Origin of the sequence: Chryseobacterium sp. KACC 21268, from assembly GCA_028736075.1 — a bacterium.
GTDB lineage: Bacteria > Bacteroidota > Bacteroidia > Flavobacteriales > Weeksellaceae > Epilithonimonas.
The window spans coordinates 2,513,686-2,539,374 of sequence record CP117875.1; the positions used below are offsets into that span (position 1 = coordinate 2,513,686).

The 25,689-nt window shown below is 36.5% G+C and carries 25 protein-coding genes; 10 read left to right on the plus strand and 15 right to left on the minus strand.

Going from position 1 to position 25,689, the window contains the following annotated elements; genetic code table 11:
* Window positions 1-77: 77 nt before the first annotated feature.
* From PQ459_11705 to PQ459_11725, 5 genes are read right to left on the minus strand one after another with little or no spacing between them, the layout of a single operon-like run.
* Window positions 78-1,280, minus strand: coding sequence for a pyridoxal phosphate-dependent aminotransferase (locus tag PQ459_11705; GenBank protein ID WDF45562.1), 1,203 nt, complete (start codon window positions 1,278-1,280; stop codon window positions 78-80).
* 7 nt (window positions 1,281-1,287) lie between these two features.
* The gene (locus PQ459_11710) at window positions 1,288-2,856 is read right to left on the minus strand and encodes an ABC transporter permease/substrate-binding protein (GenBank protein WDF45563.1); all 1,569 of its coding nucleotides are present in this window, start codon (window positions 2,854-2,856) and stop codon (window positions 1,288-1,290) included.
* Entirely contained in the window at window positions 2,853-3,773 is a 921-nt protein-coding gene (locus tag PQ459_11715) for an ABC transporter ATP-binding protein (GenBank protein WDF45564.1), read from the minus strand. The genes PQ459_11710 and PQ459_11715 overlap by 4 nt, the downstream gene beginning before the upstream one ends.
* Before the next feature lie 6 nt (window positions 3,774-3,779).
* A complete protein-coding gene (gene egtB / locus PQ459_11720; protein WDF45565.1) occupies window positions 3,780-4,970 on the minus strand; it encodes an ergothioneine biosynthesis protein EgtB in 1,191 nt (396 codons plus the stop codon).
* A gap of 17 nt (window positions 4,971-4,987) precedes the next feature.
* The gene (locus PQ459_11725) at window positions 4,988-5,971 is read right to left on the minus strand and encodes an L-histidine N(alpha)-methyltransferase (GenBank protein ID WDF45566.1); all 984 of its coding nucleotides are present in this window, start codon (window positions 5,969-5,971) and stop codon (window positions 4,988-4,990) included.
* A gap of 321 nt (window positions 5,972-6,292) precedes the next feature.
* On the opposite strand from PQ459_11725, the gene PQ459_11730 reads away from it, so the two are divergent.
* The 3 genes from PQ459_11730 (at window position 6,293) to PQ459_11740 (ending at window position 8,327) form a co-directional block, all read left to right on the plus strand.
* A complete protein-coding gene (locus PQ459_11730; GenBank protein ID WDF45567.1) occupies window positions 6,293-7,135 on the plus strand; it encodes a retropepsin-like aspartic protease in 843 nt (280 codons plus the stop codon).
* Between the two features lie 211 nt (window positions 7,136-7,346).
* Window positions 7,347-7,787: a cupin domain-containing protein gene (locus PQ459_11735; GenBank protein WDF45568.1), complete on the plus strand. Its 441-nt coding sequence runs from the start codon at window positions 7,347-7,349 to the stop codon at window positions 7,785-7,787.
* A 21-nt stretch (window positions 7,788-7,808) separates the two neighbouring features.
* Window positions 7,809-8,327, plus strand: a complete 519-nt coding sequence (locus PQ459_11740) for an O-acetyl-ADP-ribose deacetylase (protein WDF45569.1) — start codon at window positions 7,809-7,811, stop codon at window positions 8,325-8,327.
* A 52-nt stretch (window positions 8,328-8,379) separates the two neighbouring features.
* On the opposite strand, the gene PQ459_11745 is transcribed toward PQ459_11740, so the two are convergent.
* On the minus strand, window positions 8,380-8,592 hold the full coding sequence (locus PQ459_11745; protein WDF45570.1) for a hypothetical protein: 213 nt from the start codon (window positions 8,590-8,592) through the stop codon (window positions 8,380-8,382).
* Window positions 8,593-8,828: 236 nt separating this feature from the next.
* Here PQ459_11745 and PQ459_11750 point away from each other — a divergent pair, with 236 nt between their 5' ends.
* The 3 genes from PQ459_11750 to PQ459_11760 all read left to right on the plus strand — a co-directional run bounded on the left by PQ459_11750 (window position 8,829) and on the right by PQ459_11760 (window position 11,267).
* On the plus strand, window positions 8,829-9,623 hold the full coding sequence (locus PQ459_11750) for an alpha/beta hydrolase (GenBank protein ID WDF45571.1): 795 nt from the start codon (window positions 8,829-8,831) through the stop codon (window positions 9,621-9,623).
* Window positions 9,616-10,746, plus strand: a complete 1,131-nt coding sequence (locus tag PQ459_11755) for a PAS domain-containing sensor histidine kinase (protein WDF45572.1) — start codon at window positions 9,616-9,618, stop codon at window positions 10,744-10,746. Before PQ459_11750 ends, PQ459_11755 begins: the two co-directional genes overlap by 8 nt.
* A 164-nt stretch (window positions 10,747-10,910) precedes the next feature.
* Entirely contained in the window at window positions 10,911-11,267 is a 357-nt protein-coding gene (locus PQ459_11760) for a response regulator (GenBank protein ID WDF45573.1), read from the plus strand.
* A gap of 61 nt (window positions 11,268-11,328) precedes the next feature.
* Here PQ459_11760 and PQ459_11765 read toward each other — a convergent pair whose 3' ends face one another.
* From PQ459_11765 to PQ459_11785, 5 genes are all read right to left on the minus strand, one after another.
* Entirely contained in the window at window positions 11,329-12,039 is a 711-nt protein-coding gene (locus PQ459_11765; protein ID WDF45574.1) for a glycosyltransferase family 2 protein, read from the minus strand.
* Entirely contained in the window at window positions 12,039-14,315 is a 2,277-nt protein-coding gene (locus PQ459_11770) for a hypothetical protein (protein WDF45575.1), read from the minus strand. The genes PQ459_11765 and PQ459_11770 overlap by 1 nt, the downstream gene beginning before the upstream one ends.
* A complete protein-coding gene (locus tag PQ459_11775; GenBank protein ID WDF45576.1) occupies window positions 14,308-16,620 on the minus strand; it encodes a YfhO family protein in 2,313 nt (770 codons plus the stop codon). The genes PQ459_11770 and PQ459_11775 overlap by 8 nt, the downstream gene beginning before the upstream one ends.
* 68 nt (window positions 16,621-16,688) lie before the next feature.
* Window positions 16,689-17,942: a hypothetical protein gene (locus tag PQ459_11780; protein WDF45577.1), complete on the minus strand. Its 1,254-nt coding sequence runs from the start codon at window positions 17,940-17,942 to the stop codon at window positions 16,689-16,691.
* A gap of 6 nt (window positions 17,943-17,948) precedes the next feature.
* On the minus strand, window positions 17,949-18,425 hold the full coding sequence (locus PQ459_11785) for a T9SS type A sorting domain-containing protein (GenBank protein WDF45578.1): 477 nt from the start codon (window positions 18,423-18,425) through the stop codon (window positions 17,949-17,951).
* 386 nt (window positions 18,426-18,811) lie between these two features.
* Here PQ459_11785 and PQ459_11790 point away from each other — a divergent pair, with 386 nt between their 5' ends.
* From PQ459_11790 to PQ459_11805, 4 genes are all read left to right on the plus strand, one after another.
* Window positions 18,812-20,038 carry a LuxR C-terminal-related transcriptional regulator gene (locus PQ459_11790; GenBank protein WDF45579.1) on the plus strand — a complete coding sequence of 409 codons (1,227 nt, stop codon included), beginning with the start codon at window positions 18,812-18,814 and terminating at the stop codon, window positions 20,036-20,038.
* A 102-nt stretch (window positions 20,039-20,140) separates the two neighbouring features.
* Complete coding sequence (locus PQ459_11795) at window positions 20,141-20,722, plus strand: TetR/AcrR family transcriptional regulator (protein ID WDF45580.1); 582 nt, start codon at window positions 20,141-20,143, stop codon at window positions 20,720-20,722.
* A 90-nt stretch (window positions 20,723-20,812) separates the two neighbouring features.
* Window positions 20,813-21,982, plus strand: a complete 1,170-nt coding sequence (locus PQ459_11800) for an MFS transporter (GenBank protein ID WDF45581.1) — start codon at window positions 20,813-20,815, stop codon at window positions 21,980-21,982.
* A 145-nt stretch (window positions 21,983-22,127) separates the two neighbouring features.
* A complete protein-coding gene (locus tag PQ459_11805) occupies window positions 22,128-22,682 on the plus strand; it encodes a hypothetical protein (protein ID WDF45582.1) in 555 nt (184 codons plus the stop codon).
* Window positions 22,683-22,699: 17 nt separating this feature from the next.
* On the opposite strand, the gene PQ459_11810 is transcribed toward PQ459_11805, so the two are convergent.
* From PQ459_11810 to PQ459_11825, 4 genes are read right to left on the minus strand one after another with little or no spacing between them, the layout of a single operon-like run.
* Complete coding sequence (locus tag PQ459_11810; GenBank protein WDF45583.1) at window positions 22,700-23,182, minus strand: cupin domain-containing protein; 483 nt, start codon at window positions 23,180-23,182, stop codon at window positions 22,700-22,702.
* A gap of 16 nt (window positions 23,183-23,198) precedes the next feature.
* Window positions 23,199-23,942, minus strand: a complete 744-nt coding sequence (locus tag PQ459_11815; protein WDF45584.1) for a carboxymuconolactone decarboxylase family protein — start codon at window positions 23,940-23,942, stop codon at window positions 23,199-23,201.
* A 28-nt stretch (window positions 23,943-23,970) separates the two neighbouring features.
* Window positions 23,971-24,591 carry a flavodoxin gene (locus tag PQ459_11820; GenBank protein WDF45585.1) on the minus strand — a complete coding sequence of 207 codons (621 nt, stop codon included), beginning with the start codon at window positions 24,589-24,591 and terminating at the stop codon, window positions 23,971-23,973.
* A 19-nt stretch (window positions 24,592-24,610) separates the two neighbouring features.
* Window positions 24,611-25,687: an alpha/beta fold hydrolase gene (locus PQ459_11825; GenBank protein WDF45586.1), complete on the minus strand. Its 1,077-nt coding sequence runs from the start codon at window positions 25,685-25,687 to the stop codon at window positions 24,611-24,613.
* Between the last annotated feature and the right edge of the window lie 2 nt (window positions 25,688-25,689).

Genomic DNA, 25,689 nt, shown 5'->3' on the forward strand with positions numbered 1-25,689 from the left:
TGCAAAAATGCAACCGTTACTTACTCAAATTGATATGATTTTGGACACATTCTAATCGTGCAAATACAATTGATTTTCTATGAGGTAAAATCCTTTGAAGCAATCTGGGAATTTGAAATTTTGTGATAGAAATCTCTCAATCGATTCAGTCCATCAGCTAGATTTGCTTTTGTACAGGCGATATTGATTCTCAAAAATCCTTCGCCCGCTTTGCCATACATTGTTCCTGAATTGACCCACAGTTTCTCGTCTTCCAATAAAATTTTAGACAAATCATCAGACGTTTTATTCAATGACTGACAGTCTAACCAGACCAGATAGGTTCCTTCTAAAGGAAGAACTTTGATTTCAGGAAGATTTTCTTTGATGAATTGTAAAAGATACTGATAATTTTCACTGAGATAAATTTTCAATTCATCTAACCAATTATTTCCGTTTTGGTAAGCAGCAATCAATGCGGTGGCCGCGATAGGATTTGGGTAACTCGTCTCCTGAATTTCAAAAGTTTTATGGATCTTATTTAAAATTTCGACGTTTTGAGAAATGACATACGAAATCGGCAAACCCGCAAGATTAAAGGTTTTACAGGGCGAACCGCAAGTCACAGATTCCAGGTCGTAATTTTCAGCGACAGAAGCGAAAGGAATATGTTGATGACCTTCATAAACCAGGTCAGCGTGGATTTCGTCTGACACCACCATTACCTGATGTTTAGCGCAAATTTCCGCTATCTTTTCCAGTTCATTTCTTTTCCAGACTCTGCCCACAGGATTATGTGGATTACACAGTAGCAGAACTTTTGCCTTCGAATCGGATGCTTTTAATTCTAAATCATTAAAATCAATTTCGTAAGTTCCGTTGTTGTAAATAAGATTATTTTCGACCACACCAAATTCACAGTTTTCGAAGAAATTATAAAAATGATTGTAAACAGGTGGCTGAATAATGATATTTTCATCAGGTTTCACATATGTTCTTAAAATCGCGGAAAGTGTGGGAATCATTCCCGCACCAGGCAGAATCCATTCTTTTTTGATACTAAACTGATGAATCTCTTTCCACCAATGGATAATGGCGTCGAAAAAATTGGCTGGCACAAGACCGTAACCAAAAACACCTTGAGACACTTTTTCCACAATTACTTCTGTAATTTCCGGTGCAGTTTTAAAGTCCATATCTGCGACCCACATTGGTAAAACGTCGTCCTTTGCCAAATCCCACTTTACCGAATCGGTTCTGCGTCTGCTGACGATTTCATCAAAATTATATTTTTCAGTCATTTAAATTCTATTTTGAATCCAGGTATTTTTTAAGGTCAGAAATGCTTTTTACTGTCAATTCCTCTGCCTGTTTTTTCCGCATCATCAGGGCATAAGAATTATTAAAACCAAGCGGTTCCAACCATTGAATTCCGTATTGTTTCCTGAATTCTGAATCTACAAATTTATACGTTTTATCGGCACTTTGCGAAACGTTTTGGATGGATTTTGGTGATGGTTTTAATAAAACTAAAAGTCCCGTTCCTGTATATTCAGGGTAAAAATCGATGGCATCGTTCATCAGAGCATCGAAACAGATTTTCGTTCCGCCCAATCCGGTTTTGGTTTCCACTTTATAATTAGTGTAGCCTTCAATCAGTAATTTATACATTTCTGTCAGAATGTACTGCTCGCCGAAAATCTTTGAACCGATTCGAACTGTTCCCGAATTTCCGTTTCTGGAAGGTCTGTACAGTTTATTTTTCATTAAAAAATCCTTGGCAATTTTTTCAGGCGTTTGGTTAAGATAATCTGAACGGTAATTCAAATCGGTCATTATTGAATCGTTGAATTTTCCTGCAACTAAGTTCAAAGTTTTTTCCAGTTCAGGAAATTTCTCCAAAGTTTTCGTCTTGATTATCGGTGCCGCAAAATAGGGTGGAAAAATCTTTTTATCATCCTTCAAAACATACAAATCGAATGCTTTGATTCTGCCGTCTGTAGAATATCCGCTGATTAAATCCAACTCATTTTCGTAAGCGGCTTTGTACATCACGGCATCATTCACAACTTTAGGATTGACATTCAAACCATACACGGAACGCAAACCTAAATCTCCGTCCTGTCTTCCCATAAATTCTGGTGTAAAGCCTGCTTTTAACTTATTTTTATCTGAGACGGAATTTATTAAATAAACAACTCCAAATACCAGTAAAACTGCAGGAATAATGTATTTTAATTTCTTTAAAAACTGATAGCCGGATTTCTGCAGAACAGCAATCGTCTGGTCGAGCAAAATCGCCAATAGTGCTGCAGGAATGGCACCTGCCAAAATCATATTGCTGTTGTTTAAAGAAATTCCACCGAAGATAAATTCACCCAGACCACCAGCTGCAACAAATGAAGCCAGGGTCGCCACACCAACATTGATAACTGCAGCGGTGCGAATTCCTGCAATAATTACAGGCATTGCCAATGGAAGTTCAACTTTGAAAAGCATTTGTTTCCGGTTCATTCCCATAGCTTTTGCCGCTTCGATGACTGTTGGATTAACTCCTGTAATTCCGGTGAAAGTATTTCTGATAATCGGTAAAAGGGCGTAAATCAACAAAGCAACGATGGCCGGAGTTGCGCCGATTCCAAATGTTGGAATCATAAAACCTAATAAAGCGATACTTGGAATGGTCTGTAAAATCCCGGCAAAACCAAGAATAGGATTTGATAATTTTCTTTTTCGGGCAATCAAAATTCCCAGTGGTAAACCGACGATAATTGCTAAAATTAAAGACAGAAAAGTCAAGCCCAAGTGCTGTATAACCTGAGTCAGTAACTTTTCGTGCTGCTCGATGACGAACTGCCAAAGACTTTGCTGCGTCATACGATTTGTAATTTTCGGTAGTCGTTGAATGCCTTAATCAAAATTTCATAAGCATCTGTGTTTTTATGGTCAGAACTTAATTTCTGTAAAGCATTCCAGACGCTGGTTTCTTCTGTAAATTGAAATTCATTGATTAAATTCTTTGAATCAATGAAGGATTTGACATTATTCAAACTTGCGACTTTGTACTCCAATAAAAGTCTGTTTTCGGCAAAAAAATCCTTTACAAAATCATTCTTGGGACGATATAATATTTCTTGTGGAGTTCCAGTCTGAATAATTTTTCCCTTATCCATTAAACAGATTCTTTGTCCCAGCTCAAAAGCTTCCTGAACGTCGTGCGTGACAAGAATAATCGTTTTATTTTTAAGTTCTTCCAGCGATTTGAATTCCGAATGAATATCAGCCTTTGTAATATTATCCAGAGCTCCGAAAGGTTCGTCCATCAACAGAATTGGCGAATTGGCAATCAAAGCACGGGCAATTCCCACTCTCTGCTGTTGGCCACCACTTAATTCGTTGGGAAAACGGAAAAGTACATCTTCAGGAAGGTGAAGTTTGTGCAGGAGCTCTTCTGTTCTGTTTTGAATTTTTTGCGTGTCCCATTTTAATAATTCCGGAACAACGGCGATGTTTTGCTTAATCGTATAATGCGGAAACAATCCGGAATGTTGCATCACGAAACCTATTCCCATTCTCAGCTCTTCCACTTTTTGGTCACGGATATTTTTTCCGTCAATCAAAATATTTCCCGAATCTGCTTCTATCAGGCGGTTAATCATTTTCAAAGTGGTTGTTTTTCCGCAACCACTCGTTCCCAAGAGCACCAATATCTCTTTATCATTGGCCTGAAAAGAAATATTATCCACTGCTGGTTTTCCGCTGAAAATTTTTGAAACCGAATCTACTGTAATCATAAGAAGTTATTGAGCAAGTCTGATTCCGGTAAACTGCCACTTTAAGCCGGTCTGAAAGAAGTTGCGGTATGTATTTCTGCTGTGTCCGCTTGGCGTTGCATCTGAAGCGCCACGCAAAACCATTTGATTGACCATAAATTTGCCATTGTACTCTCCTACTGCGCCGGCTTCTTTTTTAAATCCTGGGTAAGGCAGATAGGCAGAGTTCGTCCACTCCCAACGGCTTCCCCACTCAAAATGATTGGAGGCAACTTCCCACTCAGCTTCGGTTGGCAGACGCATTCCCTTCCAGGAGGCGAAGGCTGAAGCTTCATAAAAGTTGATGTGACAAACGGCATCATTTAAATCTAATTCCTGAAGTCCATTTAAAGTATAATTCATCCATTGCCCGTCAATCAAATGCCAGTACAGAGGAGATTTAGCTTCATTCTGTTTCACCCAATCCCAGCCTTCGGCGTGCCAATATCTGAAATCATCGTAGCCTCCAGCTTCCATAAATTCTAAATATTCCTGGTTTGAAACTAAACGGTCAGCAATTTTAAAATCATTAAGATACACTTTATGTCTTCCCAGTTCATTATCAAAACTGAATCCTTCTCCTTGAAAACCGATTTCATAAACTCCTTCATCAAAGTGAATCATTTCGATAGTTTCAGAATGTTCTTTCTTCGAAATATCTTCACTTTTATACGCCGGAAAAAGCGGATTGTGACCTAATATATATTTGATATCTGTTAACAACAATTCCTGATGTTGCTGCTCGTGATTGAGACCAAGTTCGAGTAAAGGTTTGATTTCTTCCGTTAAATATTCGCTTTGGAGGAATGCATCCATTTGCTCATCAACATATTTTCTGTATTGATAAATGTCAGAAACGGAAGGACGGCTCAAATTTCCTCTGTCGGTACGGATAACTCTTGCGCCAATTGTTTCATAATAACTGTTGAAAACAAAGTTATACTGAGCATCAAAAACCTGATAACCGGGAAAATTGGGTTCCAAAATGAAAGTCTCGAAAAACCAGGTCGTGTGACCCAAATGCCATTTCGGTGGACTTACATCGACGATTGGCTGAACCACATAATCCTCAATTTCCAGAGGCTCGCAGATTTTAACGGAATGATTTCTAATCTCTGAATATTTTTCTGCCCAATTGGTTATGGAATTCGATTTTGTAAGAACGGAATTTTGTTTCATTGGAGTTAAATTTAAAATTAAAGAACTTGCCAAATAGAATCTACAAACCAGTTTTTGGAATCGGTAATCTCATCAATGATATGAAATTTTGCATCTCTGGCGAGTTTGCTGATGTCATCCTGAGAAAATTTTTGTGAGATTTCCATATCGATCAATTCATTTTCTTCGAAGCGAAAAATCTGGTTTCCGATATGTACATTTTGTTCCGTCAAACTCACAAGATAACTTTTGCAAGCTCCTGAAATCGGGTCGTAGGTTTGGTAATGCTGGAAATTCAAAACATCGAAATCCGCTTCCAGTTCACGGTTCATTCTGATAAGAAGATTAAGATTGAACGATGACGTGATTCCTGCTTCATCATTGTAGGCATCAAGAATGGTTTGTGGATTTTTCTTCAAATCGAAACCAATCAGGAGAATGTCGCCACGATTGAGTTTTCTTCTCAGTTCTCTGCAAAAATGGTAAGATTCTCCCATATCCATATTGCCGATGTTGCCACCCAAAAACAAAACCACTTTTCGTCTTTGCGAAATGGTCATCGCCTTGTCAAGCATATCAAAATAATCGCCTTCCAAGGTGATGACATCCAACTCGGGCAAATCTCTGCTGAATTTTTCACTTAATTCATCTAAGATATGTCCCGAAATATCAATTGGCATATAAGTAAAGTCGATATTTTTTTTGGTCAAATGCTCCAGCAGATAACTGGATTTCATCGCATCGCCGGCTCCCAATTCTATCAAGTCGAAAGGCTCATCATCTATCAAAATACTTTTTGTTAGCAACTCAGTTTTATTTTTAAAAATATCTAGCTCGCAATTGGTGAGATAGTAGTCGGACATATTCATAATCTGTTGAAAAAGCCTGTCGCCTGCCTCGTCATAAAAATATTTTGAATGTAATTTTTTCGGACTGCTGTTCAAGCCTTCCAGAACGTCCGCCAGAAAAGTTTCCTTGGAATCGTTTTGCGTCTGAAACTCTGTTTCCACCTGTGAATTCATAAATCTTGTTTTTTGGTTTTTAAGGAACTACAACTATCTTGCCGCCAGCGGAATTGGATTCCATAAAATGGTGAGCTTCCACAAATTCTTCTGTTTTGAAGTCTTAGTTTTTAAAATGGGAAAGGCTTATTTAACTATTTATAATAAATCTTAAAGTATATGCCTAAATTATTTAGCAATTTTTAATTATAATTACATTATTTGAATTTTAAAAGAATTATTTTTAAGCACTTGCAAAATGAGACTAAGAATTCTCTTAAGCAGTCAACAAAAAAGAGGACTAATATTATATAATTATAGCCCAGATTATAAAAACCAACTATGAAAACATCAGTATTTACCTTTAGCATTTTTCTTGTATTTATATCATTATCTTTAAGAACGAGCGCACAAATTCCATTCGAGATCAATAGTAATGGGCACATTATTATCAAGGCAAAAATTAACGATGTGGAAGGAAAATTCATTCTTGATACAGGAGCAGGCCTCAATGCTGTATTCACAAAATTCTCCAATAAAATCAAGAATGAAAAGACCCCTAATTTTTTTGTAGGACACAGGGCAACTGGTGAAGAATTGAATGTTGACCTCTACAACGCAAAAAGTATGGTAGTCAACAATCAAAAATTTAATGATCAGCAATACACGATTGTAGATTTGGAATTTGGAGATATTGATGGGATGATCTCACTGCAACCGTTCAGAAATACACCTATTACGATCGACTATAACCAAAAAAAAATCCTTTTCAACAAATCTACTAAAGGGGAAAAAAGCATTGAGATCCAAGTAGCAGATTATGCAGGGAAAGCTATCGATATCTTTACCTACATTGACTTGAATGACACTGTGAAGATCCAAACATTGCTAGACAGCGGTGCTGGAAAAAATTCCTTTTGGTTCAGTTCTAAGCTGATGGAAGTTATGGCTTTGAACAAAGCAGATTTTAAATCAGTTCCTATTAAAAGCGATTTCAAGAAGGAAAACAATTATTACATCGGAAAACTATCAAAAATAAATACAACAAATAAACAACGTAAGGTGGAAAATTTGAACGTCGCCTTCGTAGATGGATTGATCTATGAAGGTAAGACAAGCATAGATTGGCTGGGTTCAGTTTTGACCATTGATATTGCCAAGAAGAAAATATTCATCGTAGATTAAAAGCATTTTTAGCATTAGGCAATTAAGAGATTTGAATCTTGGATAAAAATACGACTCGAAGCAAAGAATTGATTCTTATAAACGACTCTAAAGTCCAAACGATAAAAGTTTTTTTACCCCAAGAATTTGATGAACGACCGGAAATTTTCAAAAATTAGTAGCTACAAACTAAAATTTTAAAATCACTTTTTCACTTCTTTATATATCAAAAATGGAAAAATCAAAGCAATACATAGTAACCGCAGTGATCAGCATAATGACGTATCAATCTCTATCAGCACAAAAGGTGTCGGCAAAGCAAGAACAACCCGTTTACACCATAGAAAATTGTGTGAATGCGTTTGATCTGTCAAGGACCAAGGAAACTAAATCAGGCTTTCAATATTGGTTTGCGGATAAAAATTTCACGCAAGAGAATACGCTGAAGATGAGCATTGTGGCGCCTGGAAAATCCACACACCCGCCCCATCGTCATCCTGAGGAGGAATTATTTTATATTCTTGAGGGAACAGCAACATTTTATCTGGACGGTAAAACGGTTGAAGTGAGGCCAAATACAAGTTTATACTGTCCTCCTAATTCTGAACATGGCATCAGTAATTCCGGAATAAACGATTTAAAGTATCTGGTCATTAAAAAGGATCTGCGTTAATATTAGTACTATAAAAAATCAATGTCAATGATAACAATAATAAAGGGAGATATCACAAAAGTGAGTGCGGATGCCATTGTAAATGCTGCAAATTCGTCATTGCTTGGAGGCGGAGGTGTTGACGGTGCAATCCATAAAGCAGGCGGTCCAGAAATTCTGGAAGACTGCAGAAAGATCATCGCGAGAGAAGGTGGCTGTAGGACTGGACAGGCTGTAATTACTACTGCAGGCAGGTTGCCAGCAAAATATGTGATCCATACAGTTGGACCGGTGTGGAATGATGGGTTTTCAAATGAAAAAGAAAAGCTGAAGAACTGCTACCAAAACTCATTATCTCTGGCTGTGGAAAACCACTGTACATCTATAGCATTTCCAAATATCAGTACGGGTATCTACGGATATCCGAAAGAACAGGCTGCTGTTATCGCTATCAAAACGGTTAAAGATTTTTTAGACAACAATCCATTATTGGAAGTCATATTTGTTAGTTTTGATGATGAAAGTGAGCAGATTTTAAAATCAGTACTTAAAAATAACTGACATCATTATTATCGCCAGCGATTTTAGTGACTTTAGTTATAAGATGAAAAATTTACTTATCTATCCAAATGGCAAATTTTCCATTGCTTGAATATTTAAGACAAAGATCATCGGAATATTTGATTGCGCCCCTTAGGATAAATTGTAGAAATGCATCCGCTTCTTCGCGAATTTCAGGGACGATGTATACTTTTTTACCATCGATTGTTCCATCTGCATTATTGATTTGTTCCTTCTTATTTTGTAATGCTTCTTCGTAATTCATAATGAATTTAGTTTTTAATTAATAATACATCGTTTACTAGGTAGATACTATCAAAATGCAAACCCTTTTTAATCACTCATTGTAGGAGTTGCAGCACAACGAATTTTTCTTTCTAAAGATGATGGCATAAATGACCTGCTCTGCGAAGGATAACTTTTATATTGCTTTTTGTCTATCAGCAAACAAATACATTATTCTTAATCATAAAACAACTATCTTTACTAAAATTTGTCAAAATGAATATCCTTAAGAGAAATAATGTTATTGTACGTGGAAGCGGTAACGATATAATGATGTTTGCTCATGGATTTGGTTGCGACCAAAATATGTGGCGTTTTGTGTATCCCGCTTTTGAAGATCGCTACAAAATTATTCTGTTTGACCATGTGGGTGCCGGAAACTCTGACCTCTCAGCATATTCTTATGAAAAGTACGACAATCTTGAAGGATATGCCACAGATATTATAGAAATAGCTAATGAATTAAATGTTAAAGACGGGATTTTTGTCGGACATTCTGTAAGTGCGATAATGGGACTCATAGCTGCCAATAAAGCGCCTGAGATTTTTAAAACTTTAATTTTGGTTAGTCCTTCCCCTTCTTATATCAACGATAAGGATTACATTGGCGGATTCAGCAAAAGCGAAATCAACGAACTCCTAGATTCTATGAACAAGAATCATTTGGGATGGTCTATGTCCATAGCGCCAGTCATTATGGGCAATCCAGAGAGAGAAGAGCTCACGGAAGAACTTGCTAACAGCTTTTGCAAGACAGATCCGGAGATCGCTAAGCACTTTGCAAAGACAACCTTTCTGACAGATAAACGGGAGATTTTAAAACACACCAAAGTCTCTGTTCTCATCTTACAGTGCAGCAGTGATATCATTGCCCCTGTAGAAGTAGGCCATTATATGAACAAGCAAATCCTCGGAAGTAAACTGGTTGTGATGGACGCTACAGGACATTGCCCCAACTTAAGTGCTCCAGAAGAGACCATCCGCTCGATTAACAATTTTCTATATGCCTAATGACTTATTACCATCTTCAGCTGAGGATTTTGACGACTTCTTTGAATCTTCCCTTTGCGGATTCATCACCACTGATAGTAATGGCGTAATTGTCCGGGTTAATAAAAAAATAGGTTCATGGCTCAATATAGATCCTGAAAAACTCACCGGAAAAAGATTTTCTGATATTCTGGCTGTAGCTGGTAAAATATATTTTGAAACCCATTTGTTTCCATTACTCAGAATGCAAGGATATTTTGACGAGGTTGCGGCAGAGCTTACCGATACTGGGAAGGGTAAAATTCCTGTTTTCATCAATGGATATGAAAAAAGGGATGAAAACAAAAAGCCATTATTTATACGCTTTACACTCTTCCGCGCATCCGACCGGAGAAAGTACGAGGACAATCTGCAAGAATCAAAACAACAAGCCGAATCAAGTTTGCTTACAGAGCAACAACATGCTGTTATAAGGGAACAGTTCATCGCTGTCTTAGGGCACGATCTTCGAAATCCATTGGCAGGTGTGATGAGCGCCGCGCAAATGTTGGCTAGAAATAACCTAAATGAAAGGGATTCCAAAATGGTCAACATCATTCAGACTGGTTCCAAACGGATGCTGGAGATGATCAATAATATTATGGATCTAGCCCGCGGAAGACTTGGAGGTGGCATTACCATTGAACCAGTACAGACAGATCTGAAGAAATTACTACAAAGTATTGTAGATGAATTATCAATAGCCTGGCCAGATAGAATCATCCATTCCACCTATGATATTGATCAATCTGTAGAATGCGATCCCGCACGTTTCTCTCAGCTGATATCCAATCTCTTGTCCAATGCAATCACGCACGGTGCTGATGATGATCCAGTATTTCTAAAAGCCACTGTCGATTCACGGTCTTGGGAAATATCAGTTATTAATAGTGGAAAGGCTATCCCGCAATCAATTTTAGATCATCTGTTCCATCCTTTTCACAGAGATACAGATCATTCTAGCAGCAATGGCCTTGGTCTTGGTCTCTTCATTGCGTCAGAGATTGCAAAAGCTCATCAAGGAACTCTTACTGTACAATCCGATGAAGTTCGGACTTGTTTCACTTTCCAAAAAAAATTATTTACAGAAGATCAGATCGATTAGAGATTGAGCCTTTTAGTCTTAATATAAAGGAACAACTATTTTTTTTTCAATCTTAAAATAAAAATTAAAGTATTGACGACTAGGTTTCCGCACCTATTTACCAAATTACTTTTGGGGATCTGACAATTTTATATTTAATGGTGCCGTAATTGCTTAGCCTAAGTATGAAAAAGATAACTTTGGTTGAGGATGACAATGCAATTCGGGAATTTTTAGTAATCTTTTTGGAATCAGAAGATTATGCAGTGAGTTCTTATGCAACTGTCGGTGAGTTTTCAAGACGTGATGTGATGTTTATCCCAGATCTTTATTTGTTTGATGTTATGCTGCCAGACGGCTCTGGCATTGATCTTTGTAAAAATATAAAAGACAGCCGCGAAAATAGTGGCATCCCAGTCATCATTATGAGTGCACATGCGCAACTTATACAACTGAAAAGTCAGTGTGATCCCGATGATTTTATTGCAAAACCATTCGATATTGATATTATGCTAAATAAAATTCGAAATCAAATCTTATAATTATTCAGGTTTGTTCGAAATTTTACTGCTTATTTATGTATTAAGTGAAATGACCTCAAATTCACTTACTCGTCATTAGAAAAAATAAGCTTTCTCGCAAAATTCCCAAGCCATATTTTAATGAATTTTTAAAACTGATAGAACTTGATTGTTCATTATAGATCGTTGGGCAGGAGATCTCACCTATCGAAAATCGATGTTTTATCACAGACAGTAGAAATTGATTATCAAAAATAAAATCACTACTGAAATTTCGATAATTTATCTGTTTCAATACGTTGATGGAATACGCCCTGTACCCTGTGTGATACTCTGAAAGTTTAGAATTAGTTATAAGATTTTGGAACAATGTCAGACATCGGTTTGCAACATATTTATAAACAGGCATTCCGTTTTTGACGGCACCTGAGGTTATAATTCTGGAAGCAATTACGACATCATAGATTTTGGTTTTCAACATCTCTGCCATAGATCGGCAAAGCAAAGGTGTGTACTGCCCGTCTCCATGAACCATTATGATGAATTCGTATTCTGCTTTTATAGCATAATCATACAACGACTTCTGATTTGCACCATAACCCAAATTTTGACTGTGTGCAATAATATTGATTTCAGGATAATTTTCCATAATAAGCGCTACGCCTCCATCTCTAGAAAAATCATCACAAATCACAATGTTTTCAAAACCCTGATCTTTAATTTTTCTCAAAACTTCAATTATCGTTTTTTCACCATTGTATAGGGGAACCACCACAAGTACGTCGTCAAACATTATTTCCAATTTTGTAGTTGCAATCGTATTTTTTCTGCATCATCTTTCTTATTTTGAGAGAGATAGTTTTCATAGAGAAAGCCAAGATTTTTTCTGATTAATTCTGATTTTTTTGGATTTTCGTCGGGCAACATTCTGCTGGATTTCAAAACATTTAAAAATAATTTTTCGGATTTTTTAAGATTAGACTTCGGCATTTGACCGGCATACACTCTCTTCTGAATAATCAATGCGTAGTTCTCCTGATAGTCTCTGTTTTTTGGATTTTTCTTGTAGGCAAGTTCCGTGTACGAAAATGCTTTGTCCTGATTTCCTTTCACAGAATAAGCAGTTCCAAGAAGAAAGTCGGCATATGAGTTTTTGTGATCAGTCTGCTCAGCCAGATGGAGATATTCGATAGCCTTATCGATATTTCCAAGATTCTGTCCGTAAAGTTTTCCTAAGGAAGTATAACAAAGACTTTTAAAGGTCGCGAGATCTTTCAAATATTGTATAGGCTTATAAGAATCGGTAATTTGATATGCAGCCTCCGCAGTTCTAAGATACATCAGGCGAACTTTGACATCCAAAGTTTCCTGATCACCCAGTATTTTATTTGTCCTCGCAAGATTGAACCATACCAATCCGTACATTGGATAGACATCCAAAGCTTCTTTATAATAAGGCAAAGTTTCTTTTAACAGAGCAATTTCTTCTGCTGTTTCTTCATCTGTCAATTCACGCTGCTCAATTTGTATTTTGAGAGATTTTTTATAAATATTTTCCAGAACAACCTCTCCATAGTCTGATTTGACTTTTGCACTATTTTTTGATATTTTGATATCATGAGAAAACAAAGTCAAGTTGTTTTTCCAGTCAAAATTTCTTTTGAAGGTGATTCCTATATAAAAAATGGATAGTATTGTAACCAAACCTAAAACTAATTTTAATCCAGTTTTGTCAATTAATATGATTATTAAGGATGAAAATGCGATCAGAATGCCCACAGATGGCATAAACATAAAACGCTCGCCCATATTGGTTCCGATTGGGAAAAATAAATTCGAAACTATCGAAAATGTAATAAAGTAAAAAAGAATTCCATAACTGTAGATTGCTTTTTTCCTTAATCCAAAAATTGCCAGAGCGAGAAGTCCGAGATTAATAATTAATGCAAATAAGACATCAGGCTCGGAAAAAGATTTTACAGAAATGTACCTTGGATAATAGTCGTACGTAAGCGATGTCGGTAGAATCAATAATTGAAGATATTTTCCAAAAGTGTAGATATTAGTTGCCAGCTCATTCGCGAATGGCATTTTTTGAATACTCTGAAAAGTTGGATTTTGGAGAACCATCACATCAGAACCTTCCAAAAGTGGTTTGAATTCTGCATTTTTATTCATTATCAAAAATGGATTATTCATCAGATCCATTTTATCTTCCATTTTGAAACTAGGAAATCCGGTAGCATTTGTTCTCAGTCCAAAATAAACTAAAAACACAATTACAAAAGCTACAGATGACCATAGAATCTGAGGAAACTTAACTTTGCTAAAAAACCAAAGCGTCAGCGGAATAATGATCATAAACATTACCGCATTTTCTTTAGCTAACAAACCGATAAAAAGAAAAATCGCTGATAAAAAGATTTTTAATTTTTTGTTGGAAGAGTTTCCCTGAAAAGCTTTGAAGGCGTACGTTGCAGCTAGCAGGGAAAATAGCAAGGACAAAATCTCATCGCTGCCCTTAACATTGGCGACGACTTCTGTGTGAATTGGGTGTACTGTAAATGTTAAAACTGTTAAAAATGAAAGTAAGAATCGGTGTTTATGCTTTTCAAAAATAAGAAGGAGAAACTGATACAAAATCCAGCAAAGCAAAGCATAAAGCAATACATTGAGAACATGCATCAGATTAGGAAATGTTGTGTTTTCTGAGAGGTCATTGAGTGAATTTCCATTTTTATCTCTTTGGATTTTAGCCGTCAAAATATTAATCTCAGGCTTTGCTAAAATGTCTGAAAATACGGCGTAAATCGCTGGAGTCAATGGTCGCCAACGCCCACCGGAAATGGCCTCGGTATTATTTCCCAGACTTCCATACATAAAGTCGTGTGTAAAAATATCAGGTATTCCAGCAATGCCACGTTGCACCAATTGATTTTTTTGAATTACAACAACATCATCTACAGCCCACTTATTTGGAATTGTATTGATGTAAATCACAACCGCCAGAATGATGATTGTGATTCCGGCCTGTTTGGTATTGCTGATAAAATCCCAGAATTTATGCATTGGTTTTAGTTTTTTTAAATTGAAAGAAAATTAACAGTAGAATTGAGAAAAAAGAAACAGCCGAAATCCAAATTCCAACATCTTTGAATGGTGGCGAATACTTCAACTTGATATGATGTTTTCCTTTCATTAAAACTAAAAAAGTAAGTCCGCCAAACGCTTTGTAAAGTTTTATGGATTTGCTATTGTCAAAGGCTTTCCAACCTTCATCAAAAGGCATCGATAAAAAAAGGAAGCGCTTCTGATTCAGACTGATTGTTCCAGAAATATGATTATCACGAAATTCATTGATGCTTAAAATATTCTTTTTCCTATCAGTTATATTTTCTTCTGTACTTTTTAAAATTACAGGTTGCGAAATAAAATCTGATCGTTCAAAATCACTCGAATCCGCATGTTCAATTACTAAGGTCTGAAGGCTGAGCTGTTCTTTATTTTCCTTTGAATGAGAATTAAAATCTTTAATTCCTAAAATTTTGTCATAGCAAAATCCGAAAGGAAGAAAATTATCATCTTTTAAAACCCTGAAATTTCCGGTATTTTCGATTTCATCAAATCCTATTTTGGACAAATTTTCATTATCAGATTTCGAGGTGAGGAAATATTTCACAGAGCATAATTTCATTAAATATGGCGAGTTTCTGATGCCTGTAACAAATCTGGTTTCCGGTTCATTGTTTGGTTTTATAATTCCAAAAGTCTTCAGAAAATTGATATAATTAGAATTGTTAAAAGAATTATAAACCGACGAAGAATAATAATTCTGAATCTTCGCCTCATTATAAGATGCCAGCCAGGAAACACCTGAGTAAAAATCTTTTTCAAGGCGAAAAAATAAAGAGTCTTGCTTGTAGATTTTTGAAATGCTTTTCGATGAAGAATCTTGGTAACCTTTTACAGTGATATCATTTTGGTCACATATCCCACGTTGACCAATTGTATGAGACGAGTTAATTATAAGTTCTACGGATATTAATAAAAGAAAAAAAACCGATAGCCTATTCAGCGGAAATCTGTTTCTGAAGGTGAGCAACAGTGTAAAAATCCATATAAAAATGACAGGAATAAAAAATGAAGAACTGCCTTCGACTTTTATGTCAATAAAGCCATAAACTAAAACAATGGTAGAAAGTGATGCGGTGATAAGTAATGGCCGAATGTACAATTTGCCTTTATTTACAATTTTTGAGAGAATAAAAGTGGAGATGATAATTAATATCAAGACAAAAAATAGATTTAGTATCCGATAATAATCCCCAGAACGCAACCACACAAAACTTCTTAAAAGCGGCGACAAATAAATTAAAGTGACTATTGAAATTGCAGCCAGGGCTACAATCCTACCTCTTTTTTCAAGCAGATAAACTTGTGATAAAAGAAGCACTGTCAAAAGTCCACAGCATAAAAGAGGTGCCTCGAAATAATTTCGGTAAGCAGAAAAATGCGCTGCATCACCTAATAAATTTGGAGAAAATAATCTGTAAATCGTGGAAATCAATTCACCTTTTCCTGCAAGCCATTGTGGTTGTGATTCGAATGCTGAAACTTTTCCAATAGCTCGCGGACTTTGTAACATCAGATTTAAACTGCTTAGCAACATCCAGCTGCTAGCTCCAATGCCCAGAAAAATATAGATAATAGAACTGAGAATTCTTTTTGGAAAATCAGATCCGTGATTGATCAGGTAAAATTTGATGATAAAATAAATAACAAAAATGATAATTGCAAAAAACAAATTAACTGGGTAACTGATTCCGATTATTGCAAAGACGATTGCCAACCAGAAGTATTGTTTTCCCGAGGCTGCTCTCTCTAAAGCAAAAAGTAGAAAAGAAAAATGAAATGCATAAGGAGAAAACAAACTTACGGACCAACTACAAGCCAAAAGAAAATATCCTGAAAAGGCCCAAAGCAAACTTCCAGATATCTTCGCATAAAAATGGATTTTGTGCTCCGAGAAAAAAATAAACATCATTAATCCTGATAGATAAATGTAGATCAAGGGTAAAATCAACATGACACTTTCTGCAGAAGTATTGCTAATTCTGAATAATATCCAAGAAATTGGCTCAAATGAGTAAGGATAAATATTTTCTCCCAAACCATTATGAAATGACCAGCCTATCAGAAAATTTTGTTTCGCTGCAATAATCCTGGTAACGAGAGCCGGATAATCATTCACGTAAGAATCAGAACCCAGATCCTTGAAAATAAAGTAAAGGTCTCCAAAAAGAAATTCCCGGAAAATTATCATTTCCAGAAAGATCATTATTAAGGAAAAAAAGAGGATTTCTTTAGTTCTCATCAATGGTGTTATTAAAAAAATCGCACACCTGAATTATCAGAGTGTGCGACCTCATCTGTGGAATATGACTATTTGATTTTTATAATCTTAATAAAATTTGCCTTACTGCTTGTAAGCTGGTTTCCCTGAACTGTAGAACTTGGCATAGCCCTGACATAAAAGAAGTCGTTGGCGTTCATATAAACCATTCGTTGCAATGTACCGCGCTGTTTGTAAGGACTTTGTCCCGTAGTAGAATAACTGGCACCTACACCAAAATAGCTGGTTTCGACATTTCCCAAACCTTTGAAATCCAGCATAGGAACAGGTGATACCAAATTGTCTGTTAGCTGGATATCTACAAAATATAAACCTGCAGTTTTAGCTGTAAACTTGCTGATTAAATTGCCATTTGTATTAGTTGTAGTTGGACTGACAGCGCTTGGATCCACAACATTTTCCCAAACATTACTTCCAGTAAGAACTGCTGGTTCAACATTAGCGGAAAAATTGATTGGAGAAGGCAAAGCTAGAGAAGATCCTACAGATGTTGTCTGTGCCGTCGTAATAGTTGCATAGACTTCATAGCTGGAACCGCCGCCTGAAGAAGTTCCCCACGAAAGGTCTGTTCCGTTTGTAGTCAAATATTTACCTTCATTGCCTGTTTGTGCAGGCAAGGATGTTCCGCTAGGAGGTGATGACCAGCTGCCGTCACCACGAAGATAAGTGTTTGCATTGGCAGTTCCTGTAGCTGATATTTTATCCTTTGTCACACTAGCATCAGCCAATTTTGCTGTTGTCACGGCGCTATTTGAGATTACCGTTACAGCAGTACTGCTGATTGTCACATCACCTGTTACAGTTGCAGGATTTTGAGCTGCATAAGGTGCGGCAGATCCGGTCAATACAAGCTGTCCCGCTGCTGTTCCGTTTTTAAAACCGTTATCTGCAGATTTCGAATTTAGTGCATACGGCACACTCAATAGTTGTTGTGTACCGCTGATATTATAATTTGTTCCGCCAGTAGGATCTATTTCTGTTTTAATGAAATATTTATCCGCACCCCAGTTGATTGAAGAAAGTGTTCCTGTAACTGCAGTTCCCCTACCCACTTCTGTGCTCAAAAGTCCTGTGGCATTCGTTGTTGTAGTTTGTGTTTCTGCATAAACTACTGTTCCGGTTGCTGACGTTTTCAGGATCGAAAATTTAATTCCAACCGACTGATTTTTGATAAGATCACTATTTGCGTTTCTTACTACCGACTGATAACTCATCAGATCCGGGGATTGTGCCAGTAAAAATGAAGCGAGTAGAAAGGCTGCAAGAGTAAAGATATTTTTCATTGTTGATTATTTTTTAATGATTTTAAATGTTTTGATTGTCTTCTGATTTTGCTTTACAGACAGAAAATAAATTCCAACCGGATAATTTGACATCGGGACCTTTGAATCTTGTTCTTTCGTACTTTGTGCCTGCAATCTTGAACCTTTTGAATCGAACAACTCGTAATAACAATCTGCCGGGTTTTTGGAATCGATTCTAAGATGTAGATAGTCTGTTACAGGATTTGGATAGATTGCCATTTCCAGTCTTACGAAGCTTTGATTTATTCCCAAAGTTGGCGTTATAACGAAGGAATCTGTAGTTCCCGGACTCGATGAGCCGCCAAGCCCAGAAAGTTCTTCGTAAAATACATTTCCCAAAGCATAAACAGCACTCCCTCCAGTTCCATCTAGGTTTCCTCCAGCTGTATTTTCAGAACTTTGTGCGTAGGCCGACACCGTCGCCATCAAAAGAAAAGCCTGAATTGTCATTTTGGTTTTCATACACATTAATTTTTTTTAAAATGTTTAGTTTTATTGTTTCTAACAGTCTGCGATATCCTGTATTCCACTATGATCGGTTAATCGCAAAAATGCAACAGCACGGATCGATGAAATCATCTCAATGATTATATTTGCTGCGAAGTAAGCAGTATTGTTGATTTGAATCGCTACCCATTGAGGTAGTTCTGTTGAAAAAATGATACTACCCTTTTGGGTAGTCAATTATAATAATTTGACTATCAAATGATAACCTATAATTTAAAATCAAAAGGCAAAATGCTGGAATGAGTTATTAACTGATTTACTGATTTTGAAATCGATAATTTTATTTGAATATTAATGTGTCATTTATATTGTAAAAGCATTATTTTTGCGCACTTACTTTTATGAAATTAAAATTTTATTCTTTTTTCTTCACCATTTGTTCGGTTTTTCTCTTCAGCCAATCATTGAATTTTAATGAATTGGAAAAGACGATTTATCGCAATAATCAGCTCGGAAAACATCAAGTATCACAGCAGAAATTACTTGACGTTTTGAAGAGTGCAGATCTTGAACTAACAGATCAGGTGAAAGTAAACCTACTCCTTGCAAAAACATTCAGGAGCATTAATGACTATGCAACTTCTATTAATTATCTTGAAAGAGCTCAGACGCTTTCAAAAAATCTGACATCGCAAGACTCTCTCAAGATGGATATCAAAGCAGAATTGGCATTTGCAACTTTTGATGATCACAATTACAGGGAGGCGGCCAAAATAATGCAGCAAGTTGCTTCGGAAAAGTATAAAAATCTTCCAAAAGACAGCAAGGCTTATCTGATTATGCAAGAGGCTTACATTAATTTTCTTCAGAAAAATTATGATCGGGCAGAAATCCAGTACCGTACTTCACTAGCCATTTTAAAGGAGATTTCCCCATGCAATCTGCCTCCGGTTTTAGTAAAACAAATGCAACTGTACGGTGAGAAAAAGGAATTCGAAAAAATGGAACTTACCTACAGGCAAGTACTTCGAAAAGCAGATTCCTGTTCTATCCTCAAATATAAAATCTATGCTACTGAGGAAATTCAGAACGTGTACAAGGCTAATAAAATGGTAGGAAAAGCCTTTACAGCCAGCAAACTGTTGGACTCTCTAAAATTAATTGCCGGCCGCGAAGACAATCTGTCAGAAATGCATGTTGAAAACGAAACTTTTCTGCAGCAGCAAAATCAAGAAGAAAAGGACTACTCTTTCCGCAACACCATTATTTTCACAATACTTTTAGTTATTTTGATTGGATTCGGAATGTATTTTTTCAGAAAATCAACCGTTCATAAAAAGGAAAAAGAAAAATTTGAACTGGAATTGATTCAGATGAAAGAAGTTCTGAAAGTCTATTCCCAGCAGCAATTTTCAAATGACAATACCAATAATAGTATTCTGAAAACAGAATTACTAAACGAAAGACAAAAGCAGCTTCTGGAACTAATGTCAGAAGGGCTGTCGAACAAAGAAATAGCCGATAAACTTTTCATTTCGGAAAATACGGTGAAATACCATATTAAAAACATCTACGTCATCCTTGATCTGAAGGACAGAAAAGATCTTTTAACTAAAATTAAAAAATAAAATATTCTTAAACGTAATTTCTGTTTCTACTTTAAATATTCTTAAAAGCAAATAATAAAAAGTTATAAACCGAACAGTTTAAAATAGTATATTTGCAAAGTTATGGCAAGAAAAAAAGAATTTGAATACGAAGGAAAGCTGGATGTAGCAATGAACCTCTTTTGGGAACAAGGCTATCACGTGACATCTCTCAGTGATCTGGAAAATCATTTGAAGATCAACCGAAGCAGTATTTATCCTACTTACGGTGATAAGAAAGAACTTTTGTTGAAGTGCCTTGACAGATATCAAAAATCTAAATTACTGGAATACCAAGCTTTCCTCGATCACAGCGATAATAATGCATTAGAAGATCTAAAAAAAATATTGAATCTATCCGTTCGCCAAAGTATCAACGACAATAAAGTCTGTCTGGCTGTCAAGATGATCTTTGAAATTGCTTTGGTGGATAAGGAAATCAATCAGATGCTTGTTGCGAATGAGAAAAAAATTGAACAGGTCTATCTGGCGATCTTACAACGGGGTAAACAGCAAAAATTAGTAAAAGAGGAATTCGATGCAGAAATTACGGCCGCCCTTTTTGCCAGCTCATCTACTACTCTACTTAAGAATTACGTCTTATATAAAAATAAAACAAAAGTTGACTCAATGATCAATCTACTAGTTCAATTGATCAGCCGATAGAGCACTTTAAAATTTGACAGTTGCTCTGTTTGCTGTCATCTAATTTATATACATATATTTTTTATCCTATTTTAAACCGTTCAGTTTATTATGAAAACAAAGCTAAATAAAAGAATTGCCTACATTGGATGTTTAGGCGTCATCGGAATTATCAGTACAGAATTTGGTGTGATTGGCATATTACCTCAGATCGCTGAATATTACAATATCAATATTGCCACGGCCGGATATCTTCTTAGTGCATTTGCATTGTTCATCGCGATTACGGGACCATTTACTGTATTATTCGCTTCAAAATTCGATAAGAAAATAATTATGCTAGGTGCGATGGTTTTGTTTTTCATTTCAAATTTCTTCTCCATCTTTAGTCCACCGTTTTGGATTTTGATGCTGCTAAGAATACTTCCTACTTTCCTTCACCCCGCATTCTTTTCTATGGCAATAGCCGCGGCTGCAAAAGGAGCATCACAGAAAGAACAAATGCATCTGACATCCATTATTATCGGAGGAATTGCTCTTGCGCAAGTGACGCTGATTCCTCTGAGTACATTTTTAGCCAGTTTGTATTCTTGGCAGGTGACCTATGCAATTCAGGGATTCATTATCCTTATAACAATATTTATTATTCTTAAGTTTCTTCCATCAATGCCTAATGAAAAACCGGCATCTTTTAGAAGTCAGCTGTCGATATTGACCCGACCAAGATTCATCTCGGGTACACTTTTGAATCTATTTTTAATAACGGCCTGGTTTTGTTCATACAGCTATTTCGCAGATTATTTAGGTAAAGAAAAGCATATGAGCGAAAAAGAAATAAGCCTTTTACTACTGCTATTTGGAGCAATGGGCGTGGTTTCTAATTATGTGGCTGGTAAACTCTTAGGGAAAAATATGTTGTGGACTACTCTATTTTTTACTGCAGGCATATTTATAATACCTTTTGCATTTGAATATACTGGTAATTCGTTCTTTGATGTTGCCTTCGTCACTGCTATTTGGGGAATTATGTATGGACCTTGCTTTCTAATTGGTGTCGGCTATATGATTTCAGCTGCGCCGGACGCTAAAGAATTTGCCAATAGCCTTCAAACCTCATTTGGAAACCTGGGTGTTTCACTTGGGACATCTGTTGGCGGCTTCTTTATTTACAGATTTGACATTTCAATTACACCTTGGATTGGAATTGTCTTTGGCGCATTAGCAATTATGGCTATTATTTGGCGAGCTTATTTAGATAAACATTATGTGGAAGACAAATAGTTTTTTGATTTCAACTCATTTAAATTTTGAGATCTGTTAACATCTTAAGATTTTAAAGGCGGCACTTTAATTGGTGTTTTTTTACCATTAAATTTATCAAATTAAATTTTTGATAATATTAACTTCATCTCAAAAATAAATCATAATGAATCTGGCAAGTAAGTACTCCGTTGTTATTCTACCATCGTTTAAAGCAATTCAAAAGGTTGGTGAACTAAAATTTAAATTATTTACAAAATCTGGAAAAGACTATTCCAGTCGAAAATCAACTGCGCACGTAACAGTTCAAGAATTTTGGGCGACTGACAGTCAGCTAAAAAAAATAATTTTGAAATGCATCAGAGTTGCACAAGAGCAGAAAAATTTCCGAGCAGAATTTGATAAAGTCATATGTTCCGAGCAAACAGTATTTTTCTCACCCACAGCTAATAGCAAAAATGACTTTAAAAAATTAATTGAAAGGCTGAGATTAGAAGTTAAAGGTCTTATTAAAAGCAGTGCTCACATAAGTATTGGACGTGGACTCTCACCACAGCAGATTGAGATATCCCGCAATATTTTTTCTGATGAAACACTTAATTTTGACTGCAATAGAATTGCTTTGAGGAAATATAATGATACCATAAAACAATTTGAAGTTGTGCAGATTTTTCCATTTTTGGGCGAAGAAATTTCTGTCAAACAACTGACACTATGGTAAATAAAATTTATAATTCATTACTGTGTGTATTCCTCCTCCGTCACAGGCTGCAACCAAATCACCGCTTCCTTATTACTGTTTCCAATGGCCAAATGCGAAAAATGACTGTCGATACTCGCGCCGTGCCAGTGCTCTACGTTGGGCGGACATTTGATGACATCGCCTTTTCGCAGAATTTTCTTTGCCTGTCCTCTTTCCTGATAGTAGCCGACGCCGTCTGTCACCAATAAAATCTGTCCACCCGGATGTTTATGCCAGCGGTTTCTTGCGCCCGGTTCGAAAGTGACGTTGCCGACGGTAATTGGATTTTCAGGGTCATTCGTTACCAACATTTTCAGGTAAGCGGTTCCTGTAAAATTTTCGTTTTTTACTTTTTCGCCTTTTTCAAACAGGGTTTTAGATTCCGTCTGCATATTTTTTTGAGTTTGAGACTTCAGTTGACTGTTTGAAAAAATAAGAATCACAAAACTTAGAGACGTCAGAAATGAAGCTTTTTTCATTTGTAAAATTTTAAATTTATTTTGATTTTCTTGTTTTTAAAACTTCTTTCAGAACCGTGGCAGCCGCTGTTGATTTTTCCTTACTGATTGTCGGAGTGATAACATTGACAAATTCATTCAACTGTTCGGGCGACCAACCGACATTTAATGAAAGTCCCAAATGCGACTGCAACATTGGGTCCGCATCGCCAATGGCGGTGATAATGGAAATGGTTACCAATTCTCTCTGTTTAAAAGTCAACACATCTCTTTCGAAAATATCTGCAAACAGATGTTCCTTTAAAAAAGTATCAATCGCAGGTGCAAATGCAGAATATCCTGAAAGTTTATCGGGTTGGGGCGCGCCAGAAAGTTCTCCTAAAATCTTTTTACCTCTTTCGTATTTGGTTGTGTCATCTACAATCGGCGAAGCTTCAGCTCCCACATTGTCCTTAATGCCTTTTGTTTTCCGCTCTTCCACGACTTCCATAAAAGTCTGCAAACCTCTGATACTTCTAGGAAAACCGCAGTAGGCATAAGAATGAACCAGCATTTCTTTGATTTCGTTGATGGTCAAACCGGAATCAAGGCCTGCATTTAAAGCTGTTTCCAGTTCACTCAGTTTTCCTTGCGCCGTGAAGGATGAAATAGTGATGATGCTTTTTTCTTTTGAATTTAATTCTGAATTTGATGTTGACATTTGCTGTGCTTTTAGATGATTAAAAAACAGTGAAATTCCCATCAGTAAAACAATGACGACTGTAAATTGTATTTTCTTCATTTTTCTTTTACTTTAAATTTAATTTCAACTATTTTGTTTTATTTAAACCACTTCTGGTCAGCCATTCTCTGACTTTCTTCTCCGCTTCGATTTTCTTTTTCCCTTCCATTACAAATAAAATCCCGTCACGTTCTACGCCGCCTTTCATTGTAAATCCTTCCAGAACTTTGCTTTCCGGACTGAGTTCTTTAACCGTATTAAAACTGCTTCCGACTCCGTAACCTGCATTGGTATTGAATGGGATAATGGTTTTACCTTTTAAATCATATTGTTTCAGAAAACTTTTCATTGGTGGCGGCAGTTTCATTCCCCAGGTTGGAAAACCAATGAAGACGACGTCATATTTTTCAATGTTTTCAATTTTTGTTTTCAGTGGTGGCAAAAATCCTGACTCATTTTCCTTTGAAACCTGGTCAACAATGGCCTTATAATTTTCGGGATAAGGATTTTGAAGTTCCAGCTCTACCAAGTCTCCACCCACATTCTTCTGAATTATTTCTGCAATGGTTTTGGTGTTTTTGGTTCGGGATAAATAGACAATCAGCACTTTTTTATCTTTTAATAATTCTCTTTCTGATGTTGTTTCCTTTGCTTTTGAGCAAGAGAAAAAACTGAGAACTGATATTATGAGTATGATGTATTTCTGCATTGATAATGATTTTAAATAGTTAATCTAATTTTTTAGCCTTCAGCCATTGGCTCATTAAATCGGCCACCTGGATGTTATTTAAATCAGAAAAAGGAAAATGTGTATTGCCTTTCAAACCGACCTCGGGAAGATGAACGACTGTCACATCACCACCATATTGATTGACCGCATCGCGCCACAATCTCGCCATCTGCAAACGTGCTCTCCAACCGTCAGGTCCCGAATTTTCCGAGTACTTTTCAGGAATATTATCGCCGTAATAAATAATAATCGGAATTTTAGTAAGTTTCATAAAATCCTCTTTTGAAACCGAAGAAGCTTCGAGCGCACCGGCAGAACTGGCAATGGGTTTGGGTAATTCGCCCTCAGGAAAAACAAAACCACTTCCCGGCTCGTAGGAAACAATGCCTTTTACATTTTGATTTTTTATAGCGGTCAGCCAACCCATTCCACCCGAATGAGAATGCGTAACCAAAACTCCGGCCCCGATTTTATTAAATAAAGCTGAAGCTGCGTCAACATTTACCTTAATATCAATTGTCCCAATATTCGGTGTCATAGAACGGAAATATTGATTGAGCGTGGCAGAATCTTTGGCAAACTGTACACCTTCGTAATATTTCGGCCACAATCCCACACGGAAAACATTGAACCAATTTTGCTCATCGGGAGTTGGTTCAATCTTAGAAGCTACCGTACTCCTTCCCGCATTTCCTCTTCTCGGCTGATCAATTATGTAAACCGGGAAATTCCTGCGCAGAAAGATATTCTGAAAACCTTCTCTTCCGTCTGGAGTTGTCTCCCAGGTTTTTGAAAACTGTCCGATTCCGTGCCACATTACCAATGGATATTTTCTGGCTTTCACAGGAATCTGATAGAAAACGTAAGCGTGGTCGCCTCTGAAAGTCTGTCCCTCCGCAGTCGGCTTTTGTGGATTGAATGTTCCCGGACTTTTCAAAACAGTTCCGCCAACCGCAAAACTTCCCTGCTCTGCAATCATCAAGGGTTCCTTCGCATTTTTCTGAGCCTGAATCGTAGTATTAGTAAATACTATTAAACCAATTAAACTTAAAAATTGTATCGCCTTAGTTCTCATCT

Excerpts from the sequence above, each read along its gene's own strand:
- PQ459_11705 (WDF45562.1), bottom strand. The coding sequence starts at position 1,280 with ATGACTGAAAAATATAATTTTGATGAAATCGTCAGCAGACGCAGAACC.
- PQ459_11710 (WDF45563.1), bottom strand. The coding sequence starts at position 2,856 with ATGACGCAGCAAAGTCTTTGGCAGTTCGTCATCGAGCAGCACGAAAAG.
- PQ459_11715 (WDF45564.1), bottom strand. The coding sequence starts at position 3,773 with ATGATTACAGTAGATTCGGTTTCAAAAATTTTCAGCGGAAAACCAGCA.
- egtB (WDF45565.1), bottom strand. The coding sequence starts at position 4,970 with ATGAAACAAAATTCCGTTCTTACAAAATCGAATTCCATAACCAATTGG.
- PQ459_11725 (WDF45566.1), bottom strand. The coding sequence starts at position 5,971 with ATGAATTCACAGGTGGAAACAGAGTTTCAGACGCAAAACGATTCCAAG.
- PQ459_11730 (WDF45567.1), top strand. The coding sequence starts at position 6,293 with ATGAAAACATCAGTATTTACCTTTAGCATTTTTCTTGTATTTATATCA.
- PQ459_11735 (WDF45568.1), top strand. The coding sequence starts at position 7,347 with ATGGAAAAATCAAAGCAATACATAGTAACCGCAGTGATCAGCATAATG.
- PQ459_11740 (WDF45569.1), top strand. The coding sequence starts at position 7,809 with ATGTCAATGATAACAATAATAAAGGGAGATATCACAAAAGTGAGTGCG.
- PQ459_11745 (WDF45570.1), bottom strand. The coding sequence starts at position 8,592 with ATGAATTACGAAGAAGCATTACAAAATAAGAAGGAACAAATCAATAAT.
- PQ459_11750 (WDF45571.1), top strand. The coding sequence starts at position 8,829 with ATGAATATCCTTAAGAGAAATAATGTTATTGTACGTGGAAGCGGTAAC.
- PQ459_11755 (WDF45572.1), top strand. The coding sequence starts at position 9,616 with ATGCCTAATGACTTATTACCATCTTCAGCTGAGGATTTTGACGACTTC.
- PQ459_11760 (WDF45573.1), top strand. The coding sequence starts at position 10,911 with ATGAAAAAGATAACTTTGGTTGAGGATGACAATGCAATTCGGGAATTT.
- PQ459_11765 (WDF45574.1), bottom strand. The coding sequence starts at position 12,039 with ATGTTTGACGACGTACTTGTGGTGGTTCCCCTATACAATGGTGAAAAA.
- PQ459_11770 (WDF45575.1), bottom strand. The coding sequence starts at position 14,315 with ATGCATAAATTCTGGGATTTTATCAGCAATACCAAACAGGCCGGAATC.
- PQ459_11775 (WDF45576.1), bottom strand. The coding sequence starts at position 16,620 with ATGAGAACTAAAGAAATCCTCTTTTTTTCCTTAATAATGATCTTTCTG.
- PQ459_11780 (WDF45577.1), bottom strand. The coding sequence starts at position 17,942 with ATGAAAAATATCTTTACTCTTGCAGCCTTTCTACTCGCTTCATTTTTA.
- PQ459_11785 (WDF45578.1), bottom strand. The coding sequence starts at position 18,425 with ATGAAAACCAAAATGACAATTCAGGCTTTTCTTTTGATGGCGACGGTG.
- PQ459_11790 (WDF45579.1), top strand. The coding sequence starts at position 18,812 with ATGAAATTAAAATTTTATTCTTTTTTCTTCACCATTTGTTCGGTTTTT.
- PQ459_11795 (WDF45580.1), top strand. The coding sequence starts at position 20,141 with ATGGCAAGAAAAAAAGAATTTGAATACGAAGGAAAGCTGGATGTAGCA.
- PQ459_11800 (WDF45581.1), top strand. The coding sequence starts at position 20,813 with ATGAAAACAAAGCTAAATAAAAGAATTGCCTACATTGGATGTTTAGGC.
- PQ459_11805 (WDF45582.1), top strand. The coding sequence starts at position 22,128 with ATGAATCTGGCAAGTAAGTACTCCGTTGTTATTCTACCATCGTTTAAA.
- PQ459_11810 (WDF45583.1), bottom strand. The coding sequence starts at position 23,182 with ATGAAAAAAGCTTCATTTCTGACGTCTCTAAGTTTTGTGATTCTTATT.
- PQ459_11815 (WDF45584.1), bottom strand. The coding sequence starts at position 23,942 with ATGAAGAAAATACAATTTACAGTCGTCATTGTTTTACTGATGGGAATT.
- PQ459_11820 (WDF45585.1), bottom strand. The coding sequence starts at position 24,591 with ATGCAGAAATACATCATACTCATAATATCAGTTCTCAGTTTTTTCTCT.
- PQ459_11825 (WDF45586.1), bottom strand. The coding sequence starts at position 25,687 with ATGAGAACTAAGGCGATACAATTTTTAAGTTTAATTGGTTTAATAGTA.